Source organism: Nocardia sp. NPDC087230 (assembly GCF_044744725.1).
GTDB classification, from domain to species: domain Bacteria; phylum Actinomycetota; class Actinomycetes; order Mycobacteriales; family Mycobacteriaceae; genus Nocardia; species Nocardia canadensis.
In genome coordinates, this window is sequence record NZ_JBIUYV010000009.1 from 62,277 (window position 1) to 84,555 (window position 22,279).

Annotated in this window: 21 protein-coding genes; 10 read left to right on the top strand and 11 right to left on the bottom strand. The window is 71.2% G+C overall.

Annotation, left to right across the window (positions count from 1 at the left end; genetic code table 11):
• Nucleotides 1-7: 7 nt before the first annotated feature.
• Nucleotides 8-1,351 carry a TIGR01777 family oxidoreductase gene (locus tag ACIO52_RS25850; RefSeq protein ID WP_402647452.1) on the bottom strand — a complete coding sequence of 448 codons (1,344 nt, stop codon included), beginning with the start codon at nucleotides 1,349-1,351 and terminating at the stop codon, nucleotides 8-10.
• Nucleotides 1,352-1,422: 71 nt separating this feature from the next.
• Here ACIO52_RS25850 and ACIO52_RS25855 point away from each other — a divergent pair, with 71 nt between their 5' ends.
• Nucleotides 1,423-2,415, top strand: coding sequence for an SDR family NAD(P)-dependent oxidoreductase (locus tag ACIO52_RS25855; protein ID WP_402647454.1), 993 nt, complete (start codon nucleotides 1,423-1,425; stop codon nucleotides 2,413-2,415).
• A gap of 61 nt (nucleotides 2,416-2,476) precedes the next feature.
• On the opposite strand, the gene ACIO52_RS25860 is transcribed toward ACIO52_RS25855, so the two are convergent.
• From ACIO52_RS25860 to sucB, 6 genes are all read right to left on the bottom strand, one after another.
• Nucleotides 2,477-2,788, bottom strand: coding sequence for a pyrimidine/purine nucleoside phosphorylase (locus tag ACIO52_RS25860; RefSeq protein WP_218715933.1), 312 nt, complete (start codon nucleotides 2,786-2,788; stop codon nucleotides 2,477-2,479).
• 73 nt (nucleotides 2,789-2,861) lie between these two features.
• Nucleotides 2,862-3,884 carry a lipoyl synthase gene (gene lipA / locus ACIO52_RS25865; protein ID WP_218715932.1) on the bottom strand — a complete coding sequence of 341 codons (1,023 nt, stop codon included), beginning with the start codon at nucleotides 3,882-3,884 and terminating at the stop codon, nucleotides 2,862-2,864.
• Nucleotides 3,881-4,630: a lipoyl(octanoyl) transferase LipB gene (gene lipB / locus ACIO52_RS25870; RefSeq protein WP_402647459.1), complete on the bottom strand. Its 750-nt coding sequence runs from the start codon at nucleotides 4,628-4,630 to the stop codon at nucleotides 3,881-3,883. Before lipB ends, lipA begins: the two co-directional genes overlap by 4 nt.
• 65 nt (nucleotides 4,631-4,695) lie before the next feature.
• Nucleotides 4,696-5,199, bottom strand: coding sequence for a GNAT family N-acetyltransferase (locus ACIO52_RS25875; protein WP_218715930.1), 504 nt, complete (start codon nucleotides 5,197-5,199; stop codon nucleotides 4,696-4,698).
• Nucleotides 5,199-6,104 carry a TIGR01777 family oxidoreductase gene (locus tag ACIO52_RS25880; protein ID WP_402647462.1) on the bottom strand — a complete coding sequence of 302 codons (906 nt, stop codon included), beginning with the start codon at nucleotides 6,102-6,104 and terminating at the stop codon, nucleotides 5,199-5,201. Before ACIO52_RS25880 ends, ACIO52_RS25875 begins: the two co-directional genes overlap by 1 nt.
• A 20-nt stretch (nucleotides 6,105-6,124) precedes the next feature.
• Nucleotides 6,125-7,873, bottom strand: coding sequence for a 2-oxoglutarate dehydrogenase, E2 component, dihydrolipoamide succinyltransferase (gene sucB, locus ACIO52_RS25885; RefSeq protein ID WP_402647465.1), 1,749 nt, complete (start codon nucleotides 7,871-7,873; stop codon nucleotides 6,125-6,127).
• Nucleotides 7,874-8,130: 257 nt separating this feature from the next.
• On the opposite strand from sucB, the gene ACIO52_RS25890 reads away from it, so the two are divergent.
• Entirely contained in the window at nucleotides 8,131-8,475 is a 345-nt protein-coding gene (locus ACIO52_RS25890) for an oxidoreductase (protein WP_218717160.1), read from the top strand.
• Here the strand turns inward: ACIO52_RS25890 and ACIO52_RS25895 are convergent, their stop codons facing one another.
• Nucleotides 8,476-9,987: a leucyl aminopeptidase gene (locus tag ACIO52_RS25895; protein WP_218717155.1), complete on the bottom strand. Its 1,512-nt coding sequence runs from the start codon at nucleotides 9,985-9,987 to the stop codon at nucleotides 8,476-8,478. It abuts the gene before it with no gap.
• Between the two features lie 9 nt (nucleotides 9,988-9,996).
• Nucleotides 9,997-10,809 carry a helix-turn-helix domain-containing protein gene (locus ACIO52_RS25900; protein ID WP_308248398.1) on the bottom strand — a complete coding sequence of 271 codons (813 nt, stop codon included), beginning with the start codon at nucleotides 10,807-10,809 and terminating at the stop codon, nucleotides 9,997-9,999.
• 89 nt (nucleotides 10,810-10,898) lie between these two features.
• Here ACIO52_RS25900 and ACIO52_RS25905 point away from each other — a divergent pair, with 89 nt between their 5' ends.
• From ACIO52_RS25905 to ACIO52_RS25935, 7 genes are all read left to right on the top strand, one after another.
• On the top strand, nucleotides 10,899-11,510 hold the full coding sequence (locus ACIO52_RS25905) for a GNAT family N-acetyltransferase (protein WP_402647470.1): 612 nt from the start codon (nucleotides 10,899-10,901) through the stop codon (nucleotides 11,508-11,510).
• A 221-nt stretch (nucleotides 11,511-11,731) separates the two neighbouring features.
• On the top strand, nucleotides 11,732-12,532 hold the full coding sequence (locus tag ACIO52_RS25910; RefSeq protein WP_342801343.1) for a hypothetical protein: 801 nt from the start codon (nucleotides 11,732-11,734) through the stop codon (nucleotides 12,530-12,532).
• On the top strand, nucleotides 12,529-13,614 hold the full coding sequence (locus ACIO52_RS25915) for a hypothetical protein (protein ID WP_218717152.1): 1,086 nt from the start codon (nucleotides 12,529-12,531) through the stop codon (nucleotides 13,612-13,614). Before ACIO52_RS25910 ends, ACIO52_RS25915 begins: the two co-directional genes overlap by 4 nt.
• 46 nt (nucleotides 13,615-13,660) lie before the next feature.
• Nucleotides 13,661-15,142: a hypothetical protein gene (locus ACIO52_RS25920; protein WP_316573285.1), complete on the top strand. Its 1,482-nt coding sequence runs from the start codon at nucleotides 13,661-13,663 to the stop codon at nucleotides 15,140-15,142.
• Nucleotides 15,139-16,443 carry an AAA domain-containing protein gene (locus tag ACIO52_RS25925; RefSeq protein ID WP_218717150.1) on the top strand — a complete coding sequence of 435 codons (1,305 nt, stop codon included), beginning with the start codon at nucleotides 15,139-15,141 and terminating at the stop codon, nucleotides 16,441-16,443. Before ACIO52_RS25920 ends, ACIO52_RS25925 begins: the two co-directional genes overlap by 4 nt.
• 196 nt (nucleotides 16,444-16,639) lie before the next feature.
• Entirely contained in the window at nucleotides 16,640-18,652 is a 2,013-nt protein-coding gene (locus ACIO52_RS25930) for a nitrate- and nitrite sensing domain-containing protein (RefSeq protein ID WP_402647475.1), read from the top strand.
• The gene (locus tag ACIO52_RS25935) at nucleotides 18,649-19,029 is read left to right on the top strand and encodes a DUF742 domain-containing protein (RefSeq protein WP_402647478.1); all 381 of its coding nucleotides are present in this window, start codon (nucleotides 18,649-18,651) and stop codon (nucleotides 19,027-19,029) included. Before ACIO52_RS25930 ends, ACIO52_RS25935 begins: the two co-directional genes overlap by 4 nt.
• On the opposite strand, the gene ACIO52_RS25940 is transcribed toward ACIO52_RS25935, so the two are convergent.
• Both ACIO52_RS25940 and ACIO52_RS25945 read right to left on the bottom strand, forming a co-directional pair.
• Nucleotides 19,026-20,981, bottom strand: coding sequence for a GMC family oxidoreductase (locus ACIO52_RS25940; RefSeq protein WP_402647481.1), 1,956 nt, complete (start codon nucleotides 20,979-20,981; stop codon nucleotides 19,026-19,028). The genes ACIO52_RS25935 and ACIO52_RS25940 overlap by 4 nt on opposite strands.
• A 110-nt stretch (nucleotides 20,982-21,091) precedes the next feature.
• On the bottom strand, nucleotides 21,092-21,493 hold the full coding sequence (locus ACIO52_RS25945) for a hypothetical protein (protein ID WP_402647484.1): 402 nt from the start codon (nucleotides 21,491-21,493) through the stop codon (nucleotides 21,092-21,094).
• A gap of 239 nt (nucleotides 21,494-21,732) precedes the next feature.
• Here ACIO52_RS25945 and msrA point away from each other — a divergent pair, with 239 nt between their 5' ends.
• Nucleotides 21,733-22,248 (top strand): peptide-methionine (S)-S-oxide reductase MsrA, encoded by a 516-nt coding sequence (gene msrA, locus ACIO52_RS25950; RefSeq protein ID WP_402647487.1) that lies wholly within the window; start codon nucleotides 21,733-21,735, stop codon nucleotides 22,246-22,248.
• Nucleotides 22,249-22,279: the final 31 nt, after the last annotated feature.

Below are 22,279 nucleotides of genomic sequence, written 5' to 3' on the forward strand. Positions count from 1 at the left end.
CCCCGGCTCAGCGGCCGAGCAGGTGGCGCAGGGTCTGTTCGAGGTCGGGAGCGCGGAAGGTGTGGCCCGCCTCGGACAACCGCGCCGGGGACACCCGCTGGCTCGCCTCGGCCAGTTCCCGCGCGCCCTGCTCGCCCAGCAGCAGCGCCGGGCCGAACGAGGGCACCGGCAGCAGGGCGGGCCGGTGCAGGACGTGGGCCAATACCTCGGTGTACTCGCTGTTGCGGACCGGATTCGGGGCGACCGCGTTGACCGGGCCGGTGAGGGAATCGTCCCAGAGCGCACGATGATAGACATCGAGCAGGTCGTCCAGGCCGATCCAGGACAGCCACTGGGTGCCGTCGCCGATCCGGCCGCCGAGGCCCGCCGCGAACAGCGGTCGCAGCAAGCGCAGGGTGCCGCCGGTGGGTGACTGGACGATGCCGGTGCGGACCTGGACCACCCGGCCGCCGCCGGCCTCGGCCGGTGCGGTCGCCGCCTCCCAGCCGGTCACCACCTCGGCGAGGAAGCCGTCGCCGGGATCGGCGGTCTCGGTGAGGACCTCCTCGCCCCGGTCGTAGCCGTAGTAGCCGATCGCGGAGGCGCAGACGAACGTGCCGACGCCGCTGCGGGCCGCGGCCTCGGCCAGCGCCCTGGTCGGGCCGATCCGGCTGTCGGCGATGGCGCGGCGGTGTTCGTCGGTGAATCGGCCCGCGATGGGCGCGCCCGCCAGATGAACCACCGCGTCGACGCCGTCGAGCAGGTCGGGCGCGGGATCGGCGGGGTCCCACCGGCGTTCGGTGCGATCGGACGGGGCGTGGCGCACCAGCCGGACGACATCGTGCCCGCCGGTGGTCAGGAACGCGCACAGCGCGGTGCCGACCATGCCGGAGGCGCCGCTGACCGCGATGGTGCGGGCGGTGAAGCCGCGCTCGGCGGCGCGCCGGTGGGCGGCGAGGTCGTCGGTGAGCTGGCGGTAGCGGTAGTCGAACATCGGGCGCAGCAGGCGGGCGGGCAGTGGGGTGTCGACGTGGTCGGCGACGCGGGTGTGCTCGTCGTCGACGGCGGTGAAGTCGTGGGTGTGCCGCCACGGCAGCAGGCGGCCGACCGGGGCGGAGGCGAGCCCCTCGGTCGCGACGGCGTCGGCGAAACGGCGGGGCGGGTCGTAGGCGGCCGGATCGTGCCGCGCGACCCAGCGCAGGCCGCCCGGCAGGCCGAGGACGGCGGCGCCGCGGGCCAGATCGTCGGCTTCGCTGAGCAGCCGGACCGGTTGCCAGGGCGGTGCCAGGCGCGTGAACGCACCGGGCCTGGCGAACCAGGCGAAGACCTCGTCGCGAGGTGCGGAGACAACTGTCGAACAGTCGATGCCCATAGTTCGACTGTAACCCGTCCGCCCGACGGTGTGAATCGTTTGTGCATCGTTTATCGCGGTACTCTGGAGGGGTGACCGCTAATGACGTGAGTAACGATGCGAACTTCGAGCCATCGCGCGTCGATGCGCTCCTCGACCGAACTGTGTTGCCCGGATACAGCCGCCTGGGCATCGCCCTGCGCCGGCGTTGCTGGCCGGATGACGATCCCCCCGCCGACGCGATGCGGGGGCGTCGGGTGGTGATCACCGGCGCCAACAGTGGGATCGGATTGGCCGTCGCCGACGGCCTGGCCGAGCTGGGCGCCGCGATCGTGCTCGCGGTCCGGAATCCGCAGCGGGGCGCGGACGCGGCGGACGGCCTGCGCGAACGGCATCCCGACGCCACGGTGACGGTGGTCGAATGCGATGTCGCCGAACCCGATTCGGTCCGGCGCTGTGCCGCCGAGCTCGGCGACACGCCGATCGATGCCCTCGTGCACAACGCGGGGGTGCTGTCACCGGAACGCCGTGAGACCAGCACCGGCCACGAGCTCACCTTCGCCACCCATGTGCTGGGTCCGTTGCTGCTGACCGAGCTGGTGCGCCCGTTGCTGGCCGCGGCACGCGGGGCCAGAGTCGTGCTCATGTCCTCGGGCGGGATGTATGCCCAGCCCCTGACGGTCGAGGATCCGGAATACCGGCGCGGCGACTACCGCGGCGCCGCCGCGTACGCGCGCACGAAACGGATGCAGGTCGCGCTGACGCCGCTGCTGGCGGTCGAGCTGGCCGAGGAGCGGATCGGCGTGCACGCGGTGCACCCCGGGTGGGTCGACACCCCCGGTATCGCCGACGCGCTGCCCCGGTTCCGCCGGATGACCCGGCCCTTGCTGCGGACCTCGGCCGAAGGCGCCGACACCGCGGTCTGGCTCGCCGCCACCCGGAACACGCTGCCGTCGGGCCAGTTCTGGCACGATCGCCGGATCCGCCCGCTGCACCTGCGGCCGGGCACCCGCTACTCCGATGCCGACGCCGTCGCGCTCTGGCGGGAGTGCCGCGCGCTGATCGGGGCTCCCGGCGCGAGCTGATCGCACCGACGGCGAAGGGCTGCGGCTCCGCCGGAGCCACCGCCCTTCGGGGTGACGACGATCAGCCGAAATGGCAGACGTAGTGCAGGGTTTCGACGACCTCGATGTCGAAGGCGCTGTTGCCGGGGACCGAGAACGATTCGCCGCCGCGGAAGACCTTCGGCTCGGTCTCGCCGGGGAGGGTCACCTTCGCCTCGCCCTCGATGAGCTCCATGATCTCCGGGGCGCCGGTGGTGAAGGTCAGGGTGGCGGGCAGGATGACGCCCACGGACTTCGAGGTGCCGTCGGGCAGCTCGATGTTGTGGCTGACGCACTTGCCGTCGAAATAGACGTTGGCCTTCTTCACGACGGAGACGTTCTCGAACTTCGACATGGGTCCTTCCGGGGGTGAGGGGACCCTTAGTCTACTGAGGGGCCAGAGCTCACCGAGCTCTGGCCCGACGTGGTCAGCTGCCGTAGCGAGCCAGCACCGAGCTGGCTTCCTGGGAGGCGGTGCCTTCCTGGGCCAGGTGGGTCATCGCCTCGGGGATCTCGCGGCCGTGATGGGCCATGGCCTGGGCGTAGAGGCGCCCGGCGCGGTAGGAGGACCGGACCAGCGGACCCGCCATGACACCGGCGAAGCCGAGTTCCTCGGCGACCTTGGAGTGCTCGACGAACTCCTCCGGCTTGACCCAGCGGTCGACCGGGTGGTGGCGTGGGGAGGGGCGCAGGTACTGGGTGATGGTCAGGATGTCGCAGCCCGCCTCGTGCAGGTCACGCATCGCGGCGGTGACCTCCTCGGGAGTCTCGCCCATGCCGAGGATGAGGTTGGACTTGGTGACCAGGCCGGCCTCGCGGGCAGCGGTGATGACGGCCAGCGAGCGCTCGTAGCGGAAGGCGGGGCGGATGCGCTTGAAGATGCGCGGCACCGTCTCCAGATTGTGCGCGAGCACCTCGGGGCGGGTCGAGAAGACCTCGGCGAGCTGGTCGGGGTCGGCGTTGAAGTCGGGGATGAGCAGCTCGACGCCGGTGCCGGGGTTGAGCGCCTTGATGGCGCGCACGGTCTCGGCGTAGAGCCAGGCGCCGCCGTCGTCGAGGTCGTCGCGCGCGACGCCGGTGATGGTGGAGTAGCGCAGGCCCATGGCCTGGACGCTCTCGGCCACGCGACGGGGCTCGTCGCGGTCGAGAGCGGCGGGCTTGCCGGTGTCGATCTGGCAGAAGTCGCAGCGGCGGGTGCACTGCTCACCACCGATGAGGAAGGTGGCCTCGCGGTCCTCCCAGCATTCGAAGATGTTGGGGCAGCCCGCTTCCTCACAGACCGTGTGCAGGCCCTCGCGTTTCACCAGGCCCTTGAGCTCGGTGTACTCCGGGCCCATGGTGGCGCGGGTGCGAATCCACTTGGGTTTGCGCTCGATCGGGGTCTCCGCGTTGCGCGCTTCGATGCGCAGCAGCTTGCGTCCGGCGGGGGCAGAGGCGTCTACGGAGGTCACTGGACCGACTCTACGCTCGGGGCGACGATGTTCGCGGCGGTGGTGGTGCGATCAATGTCATGCGGCCGAACGGGAATGTCGCCGTCGAGCGCGGCAACGATCGCGGCCGCGACGAGCGGCTTGATCTCGGCGACGGTGACCTCGCGGCCGAGTTCGCGGGTCAGTGTGGTGACGCCGGCGTCCTTGATGCCACAGGGCACGATCGCCTGGAAGCCGTCGAGGGCGGAGTTGCAGTTCAGGGAGATGCCGTGCAGGGCGACGCCGCGCTGCACACGCACCCCGATCGCGGCGATCTTGCGTTCGGCGAGCCACTCGGTGGCGGGCAGCCATACGCCCGAACGACCCTCGACGCGGCCGCACTCGATCCCGAGGCCGGAGACCACCTGGATCAGGGCCTCCTCCAGGCGGCGCACGTACTGCACGACGTCGACGGGCTCGGCCAGGCGGATGATCGGGTAGCCCACGAGCTGGCCCGGACCGTGCCAGGTGATCTTGCCGCCGCGGTCGACCTGCACCACCGGGCTGCCGTCGATCGGCAGGTCCTCGGTCTCGGTGCGGCGGCCCGCGGTGTAGACCGACGGATGCTCGAGCAGCAGCAGCTTGTCGGCACCTTCGCCTGCGGCGCGCTCGTCGGCGATCTGCCGTTGCAGCTCCCAGGCGGCGTTGTATTCGATGAGTCCGAGATCCTCGACCACGATCGGGGTCGTATCGAATCGAGCGGACGCGGTGGGGCGCGTGTCGTTCACCGTCCTGACGTTACGCCCACCGGCCACCGGAGGTGAAGACCGGTCGGGACGTGCGGGTCGGCCGGTCAGACGTCGAGCGCGAAGGTGCGCTGCATCAGCGTCAGATCCATCCAGCGGCCGAACTTGTGGCCGACTTCGGGCAGCTCACCGACGGTGCGGAAGCCGAAGCGCTCGTGCAGGGCGATGGAACCGGTGTTGCTCGATTCGATGGCGGCGATCATGGCGTGCACGCGGCCGGAATCGGTGGCGCGGGCGATGAGTTCGGTGAGCAGCGCGGTGGCCACGCCGCGACGCTGGAAGCGCTCGTCGACGTAGACGGAGTTCTCGACGGAGAAGCGGTAGCCGGTCTTCGGCCGCCACTGGCCGTAGGAGGCGTAACCGGCGACCTCGCCGTCGATCTCGGCGATCAGGATCGGCATACCCGCGGCGGTGCGATCGGCGAACCAGGACAGGCGATTGTCGAGGTCGACCTCGTCGGTGTCCCAGATCGCGGTCGAGGACGCGATATTGGTGTTGTGGATCGCCAGGACGGCGGGGAGGTCGGCCTTGTCGGCGTCGCGGATGAACATCAGTGATCTCCGGGGCGACCGACGGCCGCGGCCAGCGCGGCGCCGATCGTGGGGTGCTGGAAGGTATAGCCCGCCTGCTCCAGCGCGGCGGGGATGGCGCGTGGACCGCGCAGGATGGCCTCGTCGGCCAGCTCGCCGACCAGCGCGCGCAGGGCGAGACCGGGCACGAGGAACGGGGTCGGCCGGTGCAGGGCCCGGCCGAGGGCGCGGTTGAACTCCGCGTTGGTGACCGGCGCCGGGCCCGCGGCGTTGATCGGGCCCGCGACCTCGGGATGGGTGAGCGCGAAGGCGATCGCGCCGACCTCGTCGTCGAGGGAGACCCACGGGGTGTACTGGCGACCGCTGCCCAGGCGCCCGCCCAGGCCCAGCCAGTACAGCGGTTGCAGCATGCTGAGCATGCCGCCGTTGCGGGCCAGGACCACGGCGCTGCGGACCAGGACGGTGCGCACGCCCGCCGAGCTCGCGGGCTCGGTCGCGGCTTCCCAGTCGCGGCACAGGGTCGCGAGGAAACCGGTTCCGGCGGGGGAGGTCTCGTCGACCACCGCGTCGCCGGTGTCGCCGCCGTAGTAGTGCACGCCGCTGGCGTTGACCAGCGTCGGCACTTTGGCGGCGGCGACCGCGGTGGCCAGGACGTCGGTGGGGGTGATCCGGCTGTCACGCAGCGTCTGCTTGTAACCACCGTTCCAGCGGCGCGCGCCGATGCTCACGCCGCACAGATTCACCACCGCGTCGGCCCCGCGCAACGCCCGCTCGTCGAGCTGGGCGCGCGCGGGATCCCACGCGAATTCGTCCGGTGCCGCGGGAGCGCGGCGCACCAATCGCGACACCTCGTGCCCGTCGCGGCGCAGAGCCGCGACGAGCGCTGTCCCGATCAGCCCGGACGAACCGGCGATCACCACCTTCATACGTCGGCCGAATTCCTCGACTACAGACCGAGATCGGCCTCGAACGCCGCCTCTTCCAACCGATGCTTGATGGTGGTGAGGAAGCGGCCCGCGTCGGCGCCGTCGATGAGCCGGTGATCGTAGGTCAGCGGCAGGTACACCATCGAGCGCACGCCGATGGACTCGCTACCGGCCTCGTCGGTCACCACCACCGGGCGCTTGACGATCGCGCCGGTGCCGAGCATGGCCGCCTGCGGCGGGACCAGGATCGGGGTGTCGAACAGCGCGCCCTCGGAGCCGATGTTGGTGATGGTGAAGGTGCCGCCGGACAGCTCGTCCGGCTTCAGGCCCCCGGTGCGGGCGCGGTTGGCGATGTCGGCGATCGCGCGGGCCAGCCCGGCCAGCGACAGGTCGCTGGCGTTGTGGATGACCGGCGAGAGCAGACCCTGCTCGGTGTCGACCGCGATACCCAGGTGCACCGACGCGTGGTAGGTGATCTCCTTGGTGTCCTCGTTGTAGGAGGCGTTCACGTTCGGGTGCACACCGAGCGCCTCGACCACGGCCTTCGCGAAGAACGGCAGGTACGTCAGGTTGACGCCCTCGCGCGACTTGAACGAGGCCTTGGCGAGCTGACGCAGATGCGCGATCTTGGTGACGTCGGCCTCGTGGACCTGGGTCAGCTGCGCGGTGGTCTGCAGCGATTCGCGCGTCTTGGTGGCGGTGATCTGCCGGATGCGGCTGGCCTTCTGCGTGGTGCCGACCAGACCGGCCAGCTTCGGCGCGGCGGCCTGCTTGGCCGGGGCGGCGGGCGCGGCGACGGCGGCCGGAGCCGCGGCGGGCGCGGGCGCCTTCTTGGCCTCGGCCGCGGCGAGCACATCCTGCTTGCGGATGCGGCCGCCGACACCGGAACCGGTGAGGGTCGCCAGGTCGACGTTGTTCTCCTCGGCCAGCTTGCGCACCAGCGGGGTCACGTACGGGGAGCTGCCGTTGGCGGTGGCCGCCGGGGCAGGAGCCGACGCGGCCGGAGCCGGTGCAGGCGCGGGAGCCGGGGCAGGCGCGGGAGCCGGAGCGGGGGCAGGTGCCGGAGCGGGGGCAGGTGCCGGAGCCGGAGCCGCCGCGGCGGGCGCGGGAGCGGGAGCCGGCGCGGGCGCCGGAGCGGCCGCGGGAGCACCGCTGCCGATCACACCCAGCTGACCACCGACGGCGATGACGTCGTCTTCCTGCGCCGAGATCTCGAGCAGGGTGCCCGCGACGGGCGAGGGGATCTCGGTGTCGACCTTGTCGGTGGACACCTCGAGCAGCGGCTCGTCGACGGCGACGGTGTCACCCACGGCCTTGAGCCAACGGGTCACGGTGCCTTCGGTGACCGACTCGCCCAGTTCGGGCATCTTCACCGGGGTGCCGGAAGCTGCGGCGGGGGCGGCGGCGGGCGCGGGCTCCGGAGCCGGGGCGGGCGCCTCGGCGGCGGGCGCCGGCGCGGGCTCGGGGGCCGGAGCCGGAGCGGGTTCGGCAGGCGCGGCAGCAGGTGCGGGAGCGGCAGCGGCGGCTTCGCCGGCCTCGCTGATCACACCGAGTTCACCGCCGACCTCGACGATGTCGTCTTCCTGGGCGACGATCTTCGACAGCACACCGGCAGTGGGCGACGGGATCTCGGTATCGACTTTGTCGGTGGAGACTTCGAGCAGCGGTTCGTCGACCTCGACCGTGTCTCCTTCCTGCTTCAGCCACCTGGTCACCGTTCCCTCGGTGACGCTCTCACCAAGAGCCGGCATCTGGACGGAGAAGGCCATGTCCTCTGTCTCCTCTGACTGTTAGACGGGTAATACAACAGTGCTTCGACCCCGGCAGACACCCGTCGCGGGTCGCGGCGTACGTCCACCCCGCCGCTGGAGCGAGGCGTCCGGGAATCGTCGGTTTCTTGTTCCGGCAACCATCCTTGCACTCGCTCGCCGCCGACGTAGCGCAGGGCGGCATTCCGGGCAGAGCTGGCACCATGGAATGTACGGCGGTGAGCAGAATTCCGTCGGAGCGCAGGAGGTTGTTACCGGTGGGTTTGCTGGATCGTTTCCGCGGCGCGCGCGGCCGGAGCAGGACAGTCGCTCGCGACAGCGCGTCGGAGATCGCCGCGCTCGCCGACTGGGCGCGCGCCCGCCGCGGCGTCGAGGCGTTCATCGAACCGAAAACCGCTGTGACCGATGTCACAGCGGTGCTGGTCGCCGCGGACGGCGAATGGACTCGGCGCATCGTCGGCGAACGCGGCGCCCGGCGATTGGCCGGGGCGCTGAAGATTCCGGTCTACGACGTCAACCGGACGGGCTACCCCCAGCGCATGCGCGACTACGATGCCCGCCGCCGGATCGAGCGGCGGCGGGCCCGCGAGCGCGAGCAGTGACTACTCCGCGCCGATCTCCTCGATCACCGTGATCAGCGTGCGCACCGGGACACCGGTGCCGCCCTTGCCGATGTAGCCGAACGGCCCGCCGGTGTTGTACGCCGGACCTGCGACATCCAGGTGCGCCCACTGCACGCCCTCGGGCACGAACTCCTTGAGGAACAGTGCGGCCGAGAGCATTCCGCCCCACCGGTGCGGTGCGACATTGGCCAGGTCGGCGACCTTGGAGTTGAGGTCGGCGCGCAGCTCGGCGGGCAGCGGCATCGCCCAGCCGTGCTCGCCGACCGAACGCGAGACGGCGGCGACACGGTCGCGGAACTCCTCGGTGCCCATCACGCCGGGCGTGCGGGTGCCCAGGGCGACCATCTGCGCGCCGGTCAGGGTGGCGACGTCGATCAGGTAGTCGGGCTCGTCCTCGGCGGCGCGCACGATCGCGTCGGCCAGGATGAGCCTGCCCTCGGCGTCGGTATTGAGTACCTCGACGGTGGTGCCGCCGTACTGGGTGAGCACATCGCCGGGGCGCTGCGCGGTAGCCGAGGGCATGTTCTCGGCCATCGGCACGGTCGCGGTGACGGTGACCGGCAGGCCGAGCCGGGCGGCGAGCAGGGTGGTCGCGATGACCGCCGCGGCGCCGGCCATGTCGGAGGTCATGTTCTCCATGTTGGCCGCGGGCTTGATGGAGATGCCGCCGGTGTCGAAGGTGATGCCCTTGCCGACGAGCGCGACCTTCTTGGGGCCGCCCGCGTAGGTGATGCGCACCAGGCGCGGCGGGCGCGCGGAACCCTGACCGACGCCGACGATGCCGCCGTAGCCGCCCGCGGCGAGCGCGTCCTCGTCGAGCACCTCGACCTCGAGCCCGGCCGCCTCGGCGAGCAGGCGGGCCCGCTCGGCGAACTCGGCCGGGTACAGCGCGCTCGGCGGAGTGTTGACGAAATCGCGCGCGGTCGCGACGGCCTCGGCGACGAGCTGGGCGCGCAGCAGTTCCAGCACGCCGAATTCGGGTTCGGGAACCAGCAATTCGACGCGCAGCACCGGCTGTTCGTCGGGCTTGGGCGCGCTCTTGGCCGACTTGAAGGTGGTGAAGGTGTACGCGCCGAGGTAGAAGCCCTCCGCCGCGGCGGCCAGGTCGACGCCCGAGAGGGTGGTCGCGACGAGTTCGGTGCCGCTGAGCGCGCGCCCGGCGACACCGGCGCTACGGCGCACCTGCTCGGCATCGACCTTGTCCGCCGCGCCGAGGCCGACCGCGAGCACGCTGGTCACATCGGCCAGCGCCGCGGGCGCGGGCACCCGGGTGAGTTCCTCGGGCTTGCCCTTCGCGCCGACCGCGCCGAGAGCGTCGAGCAGCTCCGCGCGAACCTCGGCGGTGAGCACGTCGCCGAACAGGTCGGCGGGGACGATGGCCGGTCCGTTCTCCGAGGACGTCAAGCCGATCACCAGGACATCGGTGTCCGGGCTGATGGTTTCGGTACGTGCCAATTCCGGTCCGAGTGAACGATCTGCAACAGCGGTCATCGCCCCAGATTATGCGGTCGGCCTCGGCTGCCGCATCGCGACGCCGTCGAGCAGTAGTGCGACACCGGCGGTGAGCAGTTCGTCGAAGGAGAGGTCGGGTCCGTGCGGCTCGGCGGCGAACATCCGGTGCAGCACCGGGCGGGCGCACGGGTCGAGGAGTTCGGCGAGTTCGGCGCGCACCGGGTCGGCGGTCGCGATCGCGGCGGCACCGATGCGGTCGCCGCGATCGGTGCTCCACATCAGCGCCAGGCCCTGGACCATGCCGGAGTAGGCGAGGTAGATCGTGAGCATCTCGCCGCTGGTCAGGTCGAGTTCGTCGAGCGCGGCGAAGGAGCGCTCCAGTGAGTCGAGCAGGGCCGGGCCCAGTGGCGGCCGGGTGCGGGCGAGCACGGTGAGGATCCACGGGTGCCGCCGATAGAGTCGCCATTCCCCGTCGGCCTCGGTCGCCAGGGCGGCGCGCCAGTCCGGGGCCGGCGCGGGTGCGGGGGTGCGCGCGAGCGCCAGTTCCGTCATCGCCGCCAGCAGGGCCTCCCGGTCGGGGAAGTGCCGGTAGAGCGCGGCGGTCGCGACGCCGAGTTCGCCGGCGAGGCGACGCATGGTGAGGCCGTCGAGCCCGTCCCGGTCGGCGACCTCGATCGCCGTGGCGGCGATGTGCACCGGGGTCAGCCTGGTCGGCCGGGCACGGCGTACCGGCGGGCGCCGGTCCCGGCGGGCCCGGTAGGCCCGCCCCTGACAGGACCGGGAGCAATAGCGGCGCACCCGGCCTCGGTCGGCCTGCTCCACCTCGCGTCCACAGTGCACGCACAGCGTCGATTTCCGCACACCAACCAGTGTGACGAAATACTCGTAACCCTGCTGGCGCACTCCTAGATTGGCGACTACGCACACTGTTCACCCAGGAGGAGAGACCGATGAACGTCCACGTCAGGCAGGCCCGTCCCGACGAACTCGCCGCGGTCGCCGACGCTTTCGTCGCGGCGAGTCTGGACGAGGTCGTCTCGGCGTGGATCCGCGCCGGCGACCCGGAGATCGAGCAGGCCTATCGCACCACGTTCGGACCGCAGTTCGTGGCCAAGGCCTTGGCCGAGGACGAGGTGTGGGTCGCGGGCGACGGCGAGGACATCTGGGCGGTGTCGCTGTGGCAGACGGTCACCTCCGCCGACCGGCTCGCCGCCGAAGCCGACGAAGCGCGCGCGCTGCTGAAGGCGGCGCCCGATGTCGTGTCGTTCCGGCGGATGGCGGCGGTCTCGAGCCTGGTCGCCGCCGCGCATCCGCGCGAATTCCCGCACCGCTACCTGCATGTCATCGTCACCGTGCCCGAGCATCGCGGCAAAGGCGCGGGCGGCGCGATCCTGACCGATCGGCTCGCGGCCTTCGCCGACGCGGGCGAAACGGCGTATCTGGAAGCCAGTACGACCAGATCGTCGCGGCTCTACGCCCGTCACGGCTTCGTGCACGAGGGCGAGCCGATCGAGTTGCCCGACGACGGACCGACCCTGCTGCCGATGTGGCATCGAGGCTGAGCGGCCCGTTCCGCAGGGCGACGCCGTCCGGCGCGCACGGCTGCCGGAGGGAGAACGCCAGGCCGGGCCCGCGCGGCAGCGCGGCGCTCGACGACGGCGGTGGCAAATTCTGGCAACCGCGGCCTACGGGGGCGGATCCTCGATGTGGTCCACGTGGCAATCCGGTGGTGAATACTGGCAAACACTGGACAACACTGGAACTGCTGAATACGCTCACGCTCGTGACGGACACGGCCGAGGAGCTGGAGGCGCGCATCGCCGACCTCCGCGCCGAGGTGCGCCGGGCCGCCGCGTCCGGCGATCGCGCCACCGCCCGGCAGCTGCGCGCGGAACTGCGCAAGACCGAATCCGCCTGGGACGCTGTCGTCCTGGGGTCGATCCCGGAGCCCGCCGCCGCGCCGGAACGGGCCGACGCGCCCGCCGTGCCGGTCCGCGAGCACGTGCACCGCGCGCTGACGCTGCTGTCGGTGCCGTCCTCGCCCAAACTCGTCCTGGCCGTGCACGAGGCGTTCTTCTCCGGCGAACTCCTGCCCGCCCGGTTGACCAGCCTGCGCCGCGACGAGGAACGCTCGTTCCGTTCGGCGCCGTATGCCCGGCCGTACTACCTGTGCGCGGCGCTCACGACGGATCTGCTGTCGCAGGCGCGCGGATTGCTCGCGGTGAGCTCCTGGCCGCTCGAGCGCCGGATGGTGGGTCCGCTGAGTCCGCGTGTCGGCCTGCTGATCTCGGCGATCCGACTGGCCGACCACCTCGCGGCGCAGCCTGCCGCGACGCAGGCGGGACAGCGCGTACTGTGGCGGCTCGCCGTCTCGATTCCCGGAGTGTCGGGCGCGCCCGACACACTGGACCCGGCGGCGGTGATCGAGGCCGCCCGGCGGGAGCTGGCCGTCCACGAGGACGAGGACGCACGGCAGCGCATCGCGGCCGCGCGCCGGGCGTCCGAACAGCTGGCCGATCCGGCCGCCCAACTATTCGGGGTTCGGCTCGGGGTGGCCGACCGGCGACGAATCGAGGTGAAATGAGCACTCTCGCAGCACAGCTGGACCAGTTGCGCGGCGCGGCGCCCGCGACCAGGCACAACGCCCGCACCATCGCCGCGCTCACGGCCAATCCCGGGTGCGCCCGGCGCGCCCTGCTCGACGCGGCCGCGGTCGACAAGACCGTGATCGCCCAATCGCTCGGTTTCCCACCACAGTTCGGTCAGTCCCAGTTCGCCATCACCCGTGGCAACGCCTTCGAATCGATGGTGAAGGCCAACGGCTGCGCCGAACTGCTGGCGCTGCTGCGCGACAAGCTCGGCCTCACCATCCCCGAAGTCGCCTACCACGACCTGAACTCGGTCGGCGAGAACACCGGCAACGCCGTGCGGTATCAGCGCACCCGGCAGTTGCTGAAGTCGACGATCGCCGCGGGCGACGGCACTCTGTTCGACCATCCGATGCTGCGTCTGGACATCGCCGGTGCCACCGCCTACCTGGAGCCCGACGTGGTCGCCGTGCAGCTCGACGGCAAGTTCCACGTCGTCGAGATCAAGGCGTTCCCGGTGATCGACGGGCAGGCCGACCCGGCCCAGGTCGCGGCGGCCGCCCGCCAGTCCGCGGTGTATGTGATCGCGTTGCGCGAGTTGATGACCGAGATCGGCGAGTCACCGGAGCTGGTCTCGCACAACACGATCCTGGTGTGCGCGAAGGACTTCACCAACCGGCCGACCGCCGCCCTGGTCGACCTGCGCAAGCAGCTCGCGGTCGTGTCCCGGCAGCTGACCCGGCTCACCGCCATTCCCGAACTGCTCGAACTGCTGCCGCCCGAGGCCACCTTCGCGCCGGGGGAGGACCTGGAGAAGACGATCGCGGCCATTCCCGCCCGCTACGCCCCGGAGTGCATGTCGAGCTGCGAGCTCGCCTTCGCCTGCCGCGACGAGGCCAGGACCTGCGGTTCGGTCGACGCGCTCGGCCGCGGCGTGTGCGACGAGGTCGGCGGCATCGAGAATCTGCACACCGTCCTGGGTCTGGCCGACGGGACGCTGCAACCGGGACCCGAGCACGCCGACATCACCGCCATGCTGCGCACCGCGCACCGGTTGCGGCTGGAGATCGCCGGATGAGCGTGCGGCAGATGCGCGCGGCCGTGTGCACGGTCAGGGGGCAGGGATGAGCGTGCTGTCGGCCCTCGCCAAGGCCGAGGCCGTCCGCGCGGGCCGAGCCCAGCCGACCGCGGCGGTGCGGCACCTGCACCTGGGCGAGCGGCCGCTGGTCGCGGTGCCGCTGCGGCTGGCCGGTGAGGCGGCGGCACCGCTGGCGATCATGATCGGCACCGCGCGCGGCGACCAGAACGTGCTGATCGTGCCGCAGCCACGCGACCGGGTCCTGCGGCTGCGGTTCATCGAGCAGCTGGCCGACATCGTGCTGCCCTATCTCGCGTCGTTCCTGGCCGAGAGCGAGGAACTCACCAGCAAGGCGGGCGAGAGCTACACCCGCTGCCTGGACGCACCGCAGATCTGGACGCCGAACGAGGGCGGGGTGAACTTCCTCAAGCTGCTGGGCCGCTCGGTCCGATTCCACCGCACCGACGGCGACAACCCGGTGCCCGTCTCGATTCCCCTGCTGGGCCGTTGGCTGACCTGGTTCGGCGACCGCGCCGAACACCCCGGGTCGGCGGTGCTGCCCGCGATGACCTCGGCGCTGTCGGCGCACTGGGCCACCGGCCAATCCGCGCTCGAGGACGGCAATCTCGCCGCGCTGCTGGGCTGGATCGACCCGCCACCGGGCCGCACCGGCGCCCAAGCCGCGGCCATCGCCGAGGACCCGTTGCAGTCCCCGCCCGCGGGTCCGGCCACCGATCCCGGTTTCGACAACGAGGAACTCGCGCCGCTGATCGCCGCCTACAGCGCCGCCGTGGACGAGAACGCCAGGGCCGTCGCCGCTGAACGGCTCGAGCGGTCGCTGCGCGGTCAGCTCGAACCCACCTGGCAGCTGATGTGGCGCGCGCTGGACCTGCTGCGCGCGCTGCCGCCGGGCGCCAGCGTGGAGAACCGGTGGACCGACGATCGCGGCGCGTTCTCCTATTTCGCGGCCGAGGTCGCCGAGGGCACGCCGCAGGCCCGGCGCGATCCCGCCGTGCGCGCGGTGCGCAGGTTGCTCGAACGCGAGCGCGCCCTGGAAGCGCTGCAGGCCCAGTGCGCCTTCGACGATCCGCTGCGCATGCTCGAGCACCGGGTCACCGGGGCGGCGTTTCGCGGCACCGTCGTGCACAGCGAACCGGACCGTGTCGACCGTTCGGGCGCGCGCCCGAAACTGCGCCCGCACATCCACATTCGCACCACCGATCCGTTCCTGGCGGTCGTCGGCGAGGAGCTGACCTGTGTGGAGCGGCCCAAGCAGAGTGGGGTCGTCGTCGAGATCGACGGCGACCGCATGGTGCTGGAACTCTCGGGTGGGATGGGCCGCAAGCTCGTCGCCGAACCGGGCTCGGTGCCGACCGACGGTGAGGCGCTCGGGTTCGCCCGGTTCTCGCCGTCGCCGTTCAACGGTCTGCTGAATCTGCCCGCACGCGAGGACACCCCGTGGACGCACGGCGGCCCGCCGCCGGAATGGGTGCCGCCCACCGACGACGAAGGGGAGGAGCTGCAGTGACCACGCCGGACGAGGCCGTCGCGAATATTCTCACCGACCTGCGCGACGCGAGTCATCGCGCCATCGTCGTCGACTCGCCGCCCGGGGCGGGCAAATCCACGCTGGTCGTGCGCGCCGCCCGCCAGCTCGCCGAGGACGACGACCAGCGGATGATCGTCGCCCAGACCAACGAACAGGTCGACGACCTCATCGACCGCCTCGCCGGCGCCGACCCGGGAATGCGCATCGGGCGCCTGTCCAGCACCGCCTACGTCACCAGCGAGCGGGTCGACCAGCACGCCAACGTCCGCGTCGCGACCAAACCCGGCGATCTGGCCGATCGCACCATCGTCATCGGGACGGCCGCCAAATGGGCCACCATCACCGAGGGCAGCTGGTCGCACGCGATCATCGACGAGGCGTATCAGATGCGCTCGGACATGTTGTTGCGCATCGCGAACCGGTTCGATCGCGGGCTGTTCGTCGGCGATCCGGGGCAGCTCGATCCGTTCGCGACCGTCGAGACCGCGCGCTGGGCCGGGCTCACCTGGGATCCGACGATGAGCGCGGTGAGCGTGATGCTCGCCAACAACGACAACATCCCGATCCACCGGCTGCCGGTGTCGTGGCGATTGCCCGCCACCGCGGCGCCGGTCGTCTCGCAGGCCTTCTACCCGTTCACCGGTTTCGAGTCCGGCACCGGATTCGGTGACCGCAGGATGGCTTTCACCACCCGTGGCCTCGGCGGATCGATCGACGCGGTGCTCGAGGAAGCGGCCGCGACGGGCTGGGGCTGGTACGAACTGCCCGCCCGGCACACCCTGCGCACCGACCGTGAGGCGGTGCACGCGCTCGCCGCGATCGCCGCCCGGCTGATCGAGCGCGGCGCCACCGCGCACTCCGAATCGGGCAGTCACCCGGTCACCACCGACCGGGTCGCCATCGGTACCGCCCACCGCGACCAGGCCGACGCCGTGCGGACCGCCCTGCGCGGCACCGCCGCCGAGCCGGTCACCGTCGATACCGCCAACCGGCTCCAGGGCCGCGAGTACGACGTCACCCTGGTGCTGCACCCGCTCTCGGGCCGCCGCGACGCCAGCGCCTTCCACCTCGAAGCGGGCCGATTGTGCGTGCTCGCCTCCCGGCACCGGCACGCCTGCATCCTGGTCGGCCGCGCCGGCATCCCGGAACTCCTCGACGCGCACCCCTCGGCCGAACCGGTCCATCTCGGGGTGCCGGTGAAGTTCCCCGACGGGTGGGAGGCGAATCAGTCCGTGCTGAGCCATCTGACGCGACACCGGGTGCGCGCGACCGCGCTCTGAGATCACGTGACGGTTCACCGTCGCGGTGCTGTGAGTTTGCTTGACACGAGGGCTTTTTCGCGTCCCACGCAAACCGCGCGCGGGTGCGGCCGGTCGGTTAGTCTCTGGCGCGAAGACAAGCGTGCCGGATCGTCTGTGTCGCGGGCGCAGCACGCAGCGGAGCGCCGGGGCGGCTCCGGGAGCGGAAAGTTTCGGTGTGAAGAACTGGCGTAACTCGTTGCTCGGGACATCGTGGTGGGGCGGGCGCGGTGTTCGCGGCCGGGTGAGCGTGCGGATCCGGCTCCTGTCGATCGTGCTGATCTCCAGTGTGATCCTGCTGGTCACCGGTGGTGGCGCGGCGGTGTATCTGGTGGACTCGGCGCGCGAATCCACCGAATGGGCCGAGCTGGCGAGCAGCACCACCGCGCCGGCGATCCTGATGGTCTCGGCGTTCCAGGAGGAGCGCAGGCTGTCGCTGCTGCGGTTGGCCGGTGACCCACCGTCCACGCCCGCCCTGGTCACCGCCCGCCAGCGCTCCGACGAGGCGCTCGCCGCGGTGATGGCCAAGGGCGACGCCGCGCGCAAGCTCAATCCGGACGGTTCGGCCGAGGACATCGAGGGCTACAACAAGCTCTTCGCCATGGTGCCGACGGTGCGCGGCGGCGTGGACGCGCTCCAGATCCCGCCGGATCAGGTGTTCACGTTCTTCTCCCAGGTGATCGGCACGATCGTCGCCGCGTCGATGCTGGCCGCCCGGGTGGCGCCGCAGGCGAAGATCGGCATCGAACTGAGCTACGGCGTGGAACAGTTGCGCGCCGCCGAGGCGCTGTCGCAGGCCGACACGCTCGGCTCGGTGGCCTTGACCAACGGCCGGATGTCGGCCGCCGAGCTGGCCGACTTCGGGCACCGGGTCGGCGAATTCCGTGGCGAGGTGGCCTATTCGGCCACGGTGCTGAAGGGCGACCGGCTCGCCCAGCTCGGTGCGATCACCGCGAGCGCGGACTGGCAGCAGGTGACCTCGATGCAGGACGCGCTGGTGACGCGCGGTCCGGTCGGCAACGATCGCGGGGACGCGGCGCTGCCACTGAGCCTGGCGGGCTGGCAGGACGCCTCCCGGCACGTGAATCTCGCGTTGCAGAAGCTGTGGGCGGACCAGAGCGGCGACGCCCACGTCATCGCCCGGCAGCAGGGGGAGACCGACACCCGTAACGCCCTGCTCGGCGGCGCGCTCGTCGCGGCGCTGGCGGTGGCCGCCTTCCTCGTGGCGCTGGTACTGGCCAACCGGTTCATCGCCCGCATGCGGCGGTTGCGCCACGACACCCTGGAACTGGCCGACGAGCGGATGCCCGACCTCATGCGCAGACTCGCCGCGGGCGAGCAGGTCGAGGCCCGCGCGGAGACCTCCCGGCTGGACTTCGGCTCCGACGAGCTCGGCCAGGTCGCGGCCGCGTTCAACCGCGCGCATCTGGCCGCGGTGTCGGCGGCGATCGCCGAGGCCCAGACCAGGGCGGGCATCAATACCGTGTTCCTCAATATCGCCCACCGCAGCCAGGTCGTCGTGCACCGCCAGCTCGCCCTGCTCGACCGCGCCGAACGCGACGAGAGCAACGCCGATCAGCTCGAATTGCTGTTCCAGCTCGACCATCTCGCGACCCGCACCCGCCGCAACGCCGAGAACCTCATCATCCTCGGCGGCGAGCAGCCGGGCAGGCGCTGGCGCAATCCCGTCGCGCTGCTGGAACTGGTCCGCGGCGCCATCGCCGAGAGCATGGACTACACCCGGATCCAGACCAAGCAGATGCCCGAGGTGCGCATCGCCGGCCACGCGGTCGCCGACGTGATCCACCTGCTCGCCGAACTGATGGACAACGCGACGGCGTTCTCGCCGCCGGAGGCGCACGTGGTGGTGTCCGGGGTGGTGGTCGGGCGCGGTGTGGCGGTGGAGATCACCGACCAGGGTCTCGGCATGCCGGAGGCCGATCTCGCCGAACGCAACGCGATGCTGGCCGACCCACCCGAGTTCAGCGTGGCGACGCTGTCCGGTAGCTCCCGGCTCGGCCTGTTCGTCGTCGCGAAACTGGCAGGCAGGCATAACATCTCGGTGCGGCTGTCGGAATCGGTCTACGGCGGGGTGCGCGCGGTCGTGCTGATTCCCTCGGCGCTGGCCGAGGCGAGCGATCCGTCCGCGCCGATCTCCGGCCAGTTCCCCGCCGTCTCCCCGCGCGTATGAGCGACGAACGCGAACACTGGTACGAGGAGGACGCCGGGCCGATCGTGCGTCTCTACGCGGTCACCCGCGGGCGCGGCCGGACCGAGCGCGACGAACTCGACCTCACGACCCTGCTGGTCGACGCCGGCGCGGGCACCCGCTTGCGTCGGCCCGAACCCGAGTACGCCGCGATCGTCGACCTGTGCCGCACCCCGATGGCGGTGGCCGAGGTGTCGGCGCACCTGGGACTGCCACTGAATCTGGCCAAGGTGCTCATCGCCGACCTGATCGACGAGGGCAGGCTGATCGCCCGCGCCCCGCAGCACCGCGCGGTCGGCACTGCCGACCTCGGGGTGCTGCGGGCCGTCCTCGCCGGCATCCGCCGGGTCGACGGCTAGGTGAGCCCGGCCGCCAGGCGCTTGGCGTTCATGTAGCCGATCGCCTCGATGGTGACCATCGGGTTCACCCCCGGTGCGGTGGGGAAGGTGGAGCCGTCGGCCACGACGATGTTGTCGACATCCCAGGTGACGCCGTCCGGGTTGGTCGCCGACAGTTCCGCGCTGCCGCCCATCCGGGCCGAGCCCATGATGTGCAGCGCGCCCAGCGAGCAGCGGCCCGGTCCGTAGCCCGCCTTCTTGCAGGCCGCGTCGAATTCCGCGAGCGAACCGCGCACGCCGGGCTCGAATGAGATGCCCGCCTGGTGGCCCGAGTAGATGCGCTGCGCGCCCGCGGCTTCGAGCACCGAGGCCGCGCCGACGATGCCGGTGTGCAGGTGGTTCGCGTCGTAGTCGGAGAGCCGGTACTTCACCACGGCCTCGCCGCTGCCGTCGATCGAGACGGTGCCCGGATCGCGGTCGCGGGTGATCACGCCGATCGAGTTGGTGCGGGCGAAGTCGAGCATGGTGTCCCGGTGCGCGGCCGCGCCGCGCCAGCTCATGAAACCGGTCGCCAGACCCGGATGGATCGGCCCGGTCTCGTAGATGACGCCGTAGCCGTTGCCGTCGAGATCGGCGTGGTGCCTGCTGATGCGCGCCTGCAACGCGCCCTCCCAGGGCCGGATCTCCTCCTCGAACACCCCGAACACCGCGGCGGCGGGATGCAGGCGCAGGTGCTTGCCGATGTTCTTGTTGCGCAGGCCCGAACGCTGCAGCAGCGCCGGTGTCTGGATGGCGCCCGCGGCGACGACCACCGCGCGCGCCCGCACCGTGATCTCGACACCGTCGGACGTGCGGGCCGAGACCGACTCCGCTCGACCGGCTTTCACCGTGATCGTGCGGACATCGGCGTCGACCACCAGGCGCGCCCCGTACCCGGCGGCGTCCTGGAGCCAGGTCTTGGTGACCGACTGCTTCGCGCCGAGCCTGCACCCGTAACCACACCGACCGCATTCCACCGCGGCGTCGCAGGCGTCGCCGACATTGCGCGGCAGGGTGTCGACATCCCAGCCGAGCGCTTTGGCGCCACGCTCGAGGATGCCGTCACGGGCCGAGAGCGGCGACCGGCCGCCGGTCACCCCGATCCGGCGCTGCACCGTGTCGAGCGCGGCACCGAATTCGTCGTCGGCGAACTGCGGGACCCCCGATTCGGCCCATTCCTTGCGGACGTTGTCGGGGGTGGGCAGCGAGGTACTCCAGTTGACGACGGTGCCGCCGCCGAGGCAGGACCCCGCCACCAGCGTGATCTGCCCCTCCGCCGACGCGGGCGGACCCGAGGCGTACAGGCTGGTCAGCGCGTCGAGCTCGCCGTGGCCGAAATCCTTGTCGTCGTAGTAGTTTCCGCGTTCGAGGACCACCACGTCCAGGCCCGCCTCGGCCAGTACCGCGGCCGCCGCGCCCCCACCGGCGCCGGAGCCGACCACGACGACATCGCAGTCGAGGGTGGTCGCTTCGGCGTATCGCTGCGGGGTGAGCGCGGGCGCGGGGGCATCCGCCAGCGGCCCGGTCGGGGCGGGATAGCCGATCTTCTCCCACAGCGGGTTGGTCCCGGTCGGGCCGGGTGTCACGTTGTAGGCCAGCAGCGAGGCCTGCTTGAGCGCTTGGAACACCGCGCGCGCCGGCGCCAGCCCGGAATCGGCCAGCCGCAGCAGCGCGGCCTCGCGACGCTGCTGCGACAGCGACGAGAACCGGCGCGGGCCACTGCCGGTCAGCAGCCCGAAGACGCGGGAATCCCACAGCCCCAACAACATCGCCAGCTGCTTCTGATCTGCTTCCCGCGGATTGCGACCCAGGATCCGGAAGATCGTGTCGACCGTCCCGAGCTCGGTCGCCGGCGGTAGTCCGAACTCGTCGCCCGGCAGGAATGTGTCACAGATCAAGCCCAGCGCTGCCCGCTGCGCGGCTGTTGGTTCCATACGGAAACCACCCCTTCTCACTCTGGGGTGATTTGTATCACGGGTCGTGCGGGCGTGCTCGGTGTCGCCGGGTTTCGGGCCGGGCAGCGCGCACCCGGCCCGACCGGCGGCTAACGGCGGCCGGTGGCGACCGTGAACTGCAGTGCCTTCAGCGTCGGTGTCGACAGTTCGACATCGGCGGTGGCGGCCGTTTTCGCCGTGGCCTCGCCGGGGTAGGCCCTCACCTGGTAGCGGCCCGGTTGCAGGCCGCGGAAGCTCACCTGTCCGTCGGCGCCGGTGGACAGGTGCCGGTGGATGGTGTCGCCACAGGCGTCGAAACCGGTCAGGACCACCTCGCCGCCGGTGATCGGCTTTCGGGTGGACTCGTCGAGCAGGACCGCGTCGATCTGCCCGGTGGCCGCCGGGTCGGGCGTGCGTAGCGCTAGGTCGTTTTGTCGCGATTGTCTGGCTTCGCAGGTCGAGGTCTGCTCGACGGTGTCGGCGCTGCCGGGATGGGCTCCCGCGGTGGTCACCGCACCCGCTGTGAGAGCGACTGCGGCCAGTCCGATCATCGAATACCGGGCAACGACGCTACGTGGCATTTCGCCGACTTCCTCCTGTTTCCTGGGTGACGCTGGGGCACACATGGACGTTCCTGAGGTATCGCTCGCGCGGCGAGCCTACTGGCGGGAATTCCGGGGCCGACAGGGGAGTTCCATAGAGGCGGTTGTGGCCGTTCTGTGCGACCGTGGAGCTCTATGAAGGAGGACGCGTGACCGAAACCCGTAAGGCGATTCTGGCCGGTGGATGCTTCTGGGGCATGCAGGATCTGATCCGCCGTCAACCGGGCGTGCTGTCGACGAGGGTCGGCTACACCGGTGGCAGCAACGATCACCCCACCTATCGCAACCACCCCGGCCACGCCGAGGCCGTCGAGATCGAATACGACCCGGCGCAGACCGACTACCGGGCCCTGCTCGAGTTCCTGTTCCAGATCCACGACCCCACCACCAAGGATCGTCAGGGCAACGACATCGGCTCGAGCTACCGCTCGGCGATCTTCTATCTCGACGAGGACCAGCGCCACACGGCGATCGACACCATCGCCGACGTCGACGCCTCGGGCCTGTGGCCGGGCAAGGTCGTCACCGAGGTGACCCCGGCGAGCACCTTCTGGGATGCCGAGCCGGAGCATCAGGACTACCTGATCCGCTACCCCGACGGCTACACCTGCCACTTCCCGCGCCCGGGCTGGAAGCTGCCCAAGCGGGCCGAGGCCGAGAAGTAGCCCTTCGCGACCCGTTCGCCCCGGTCTCGCG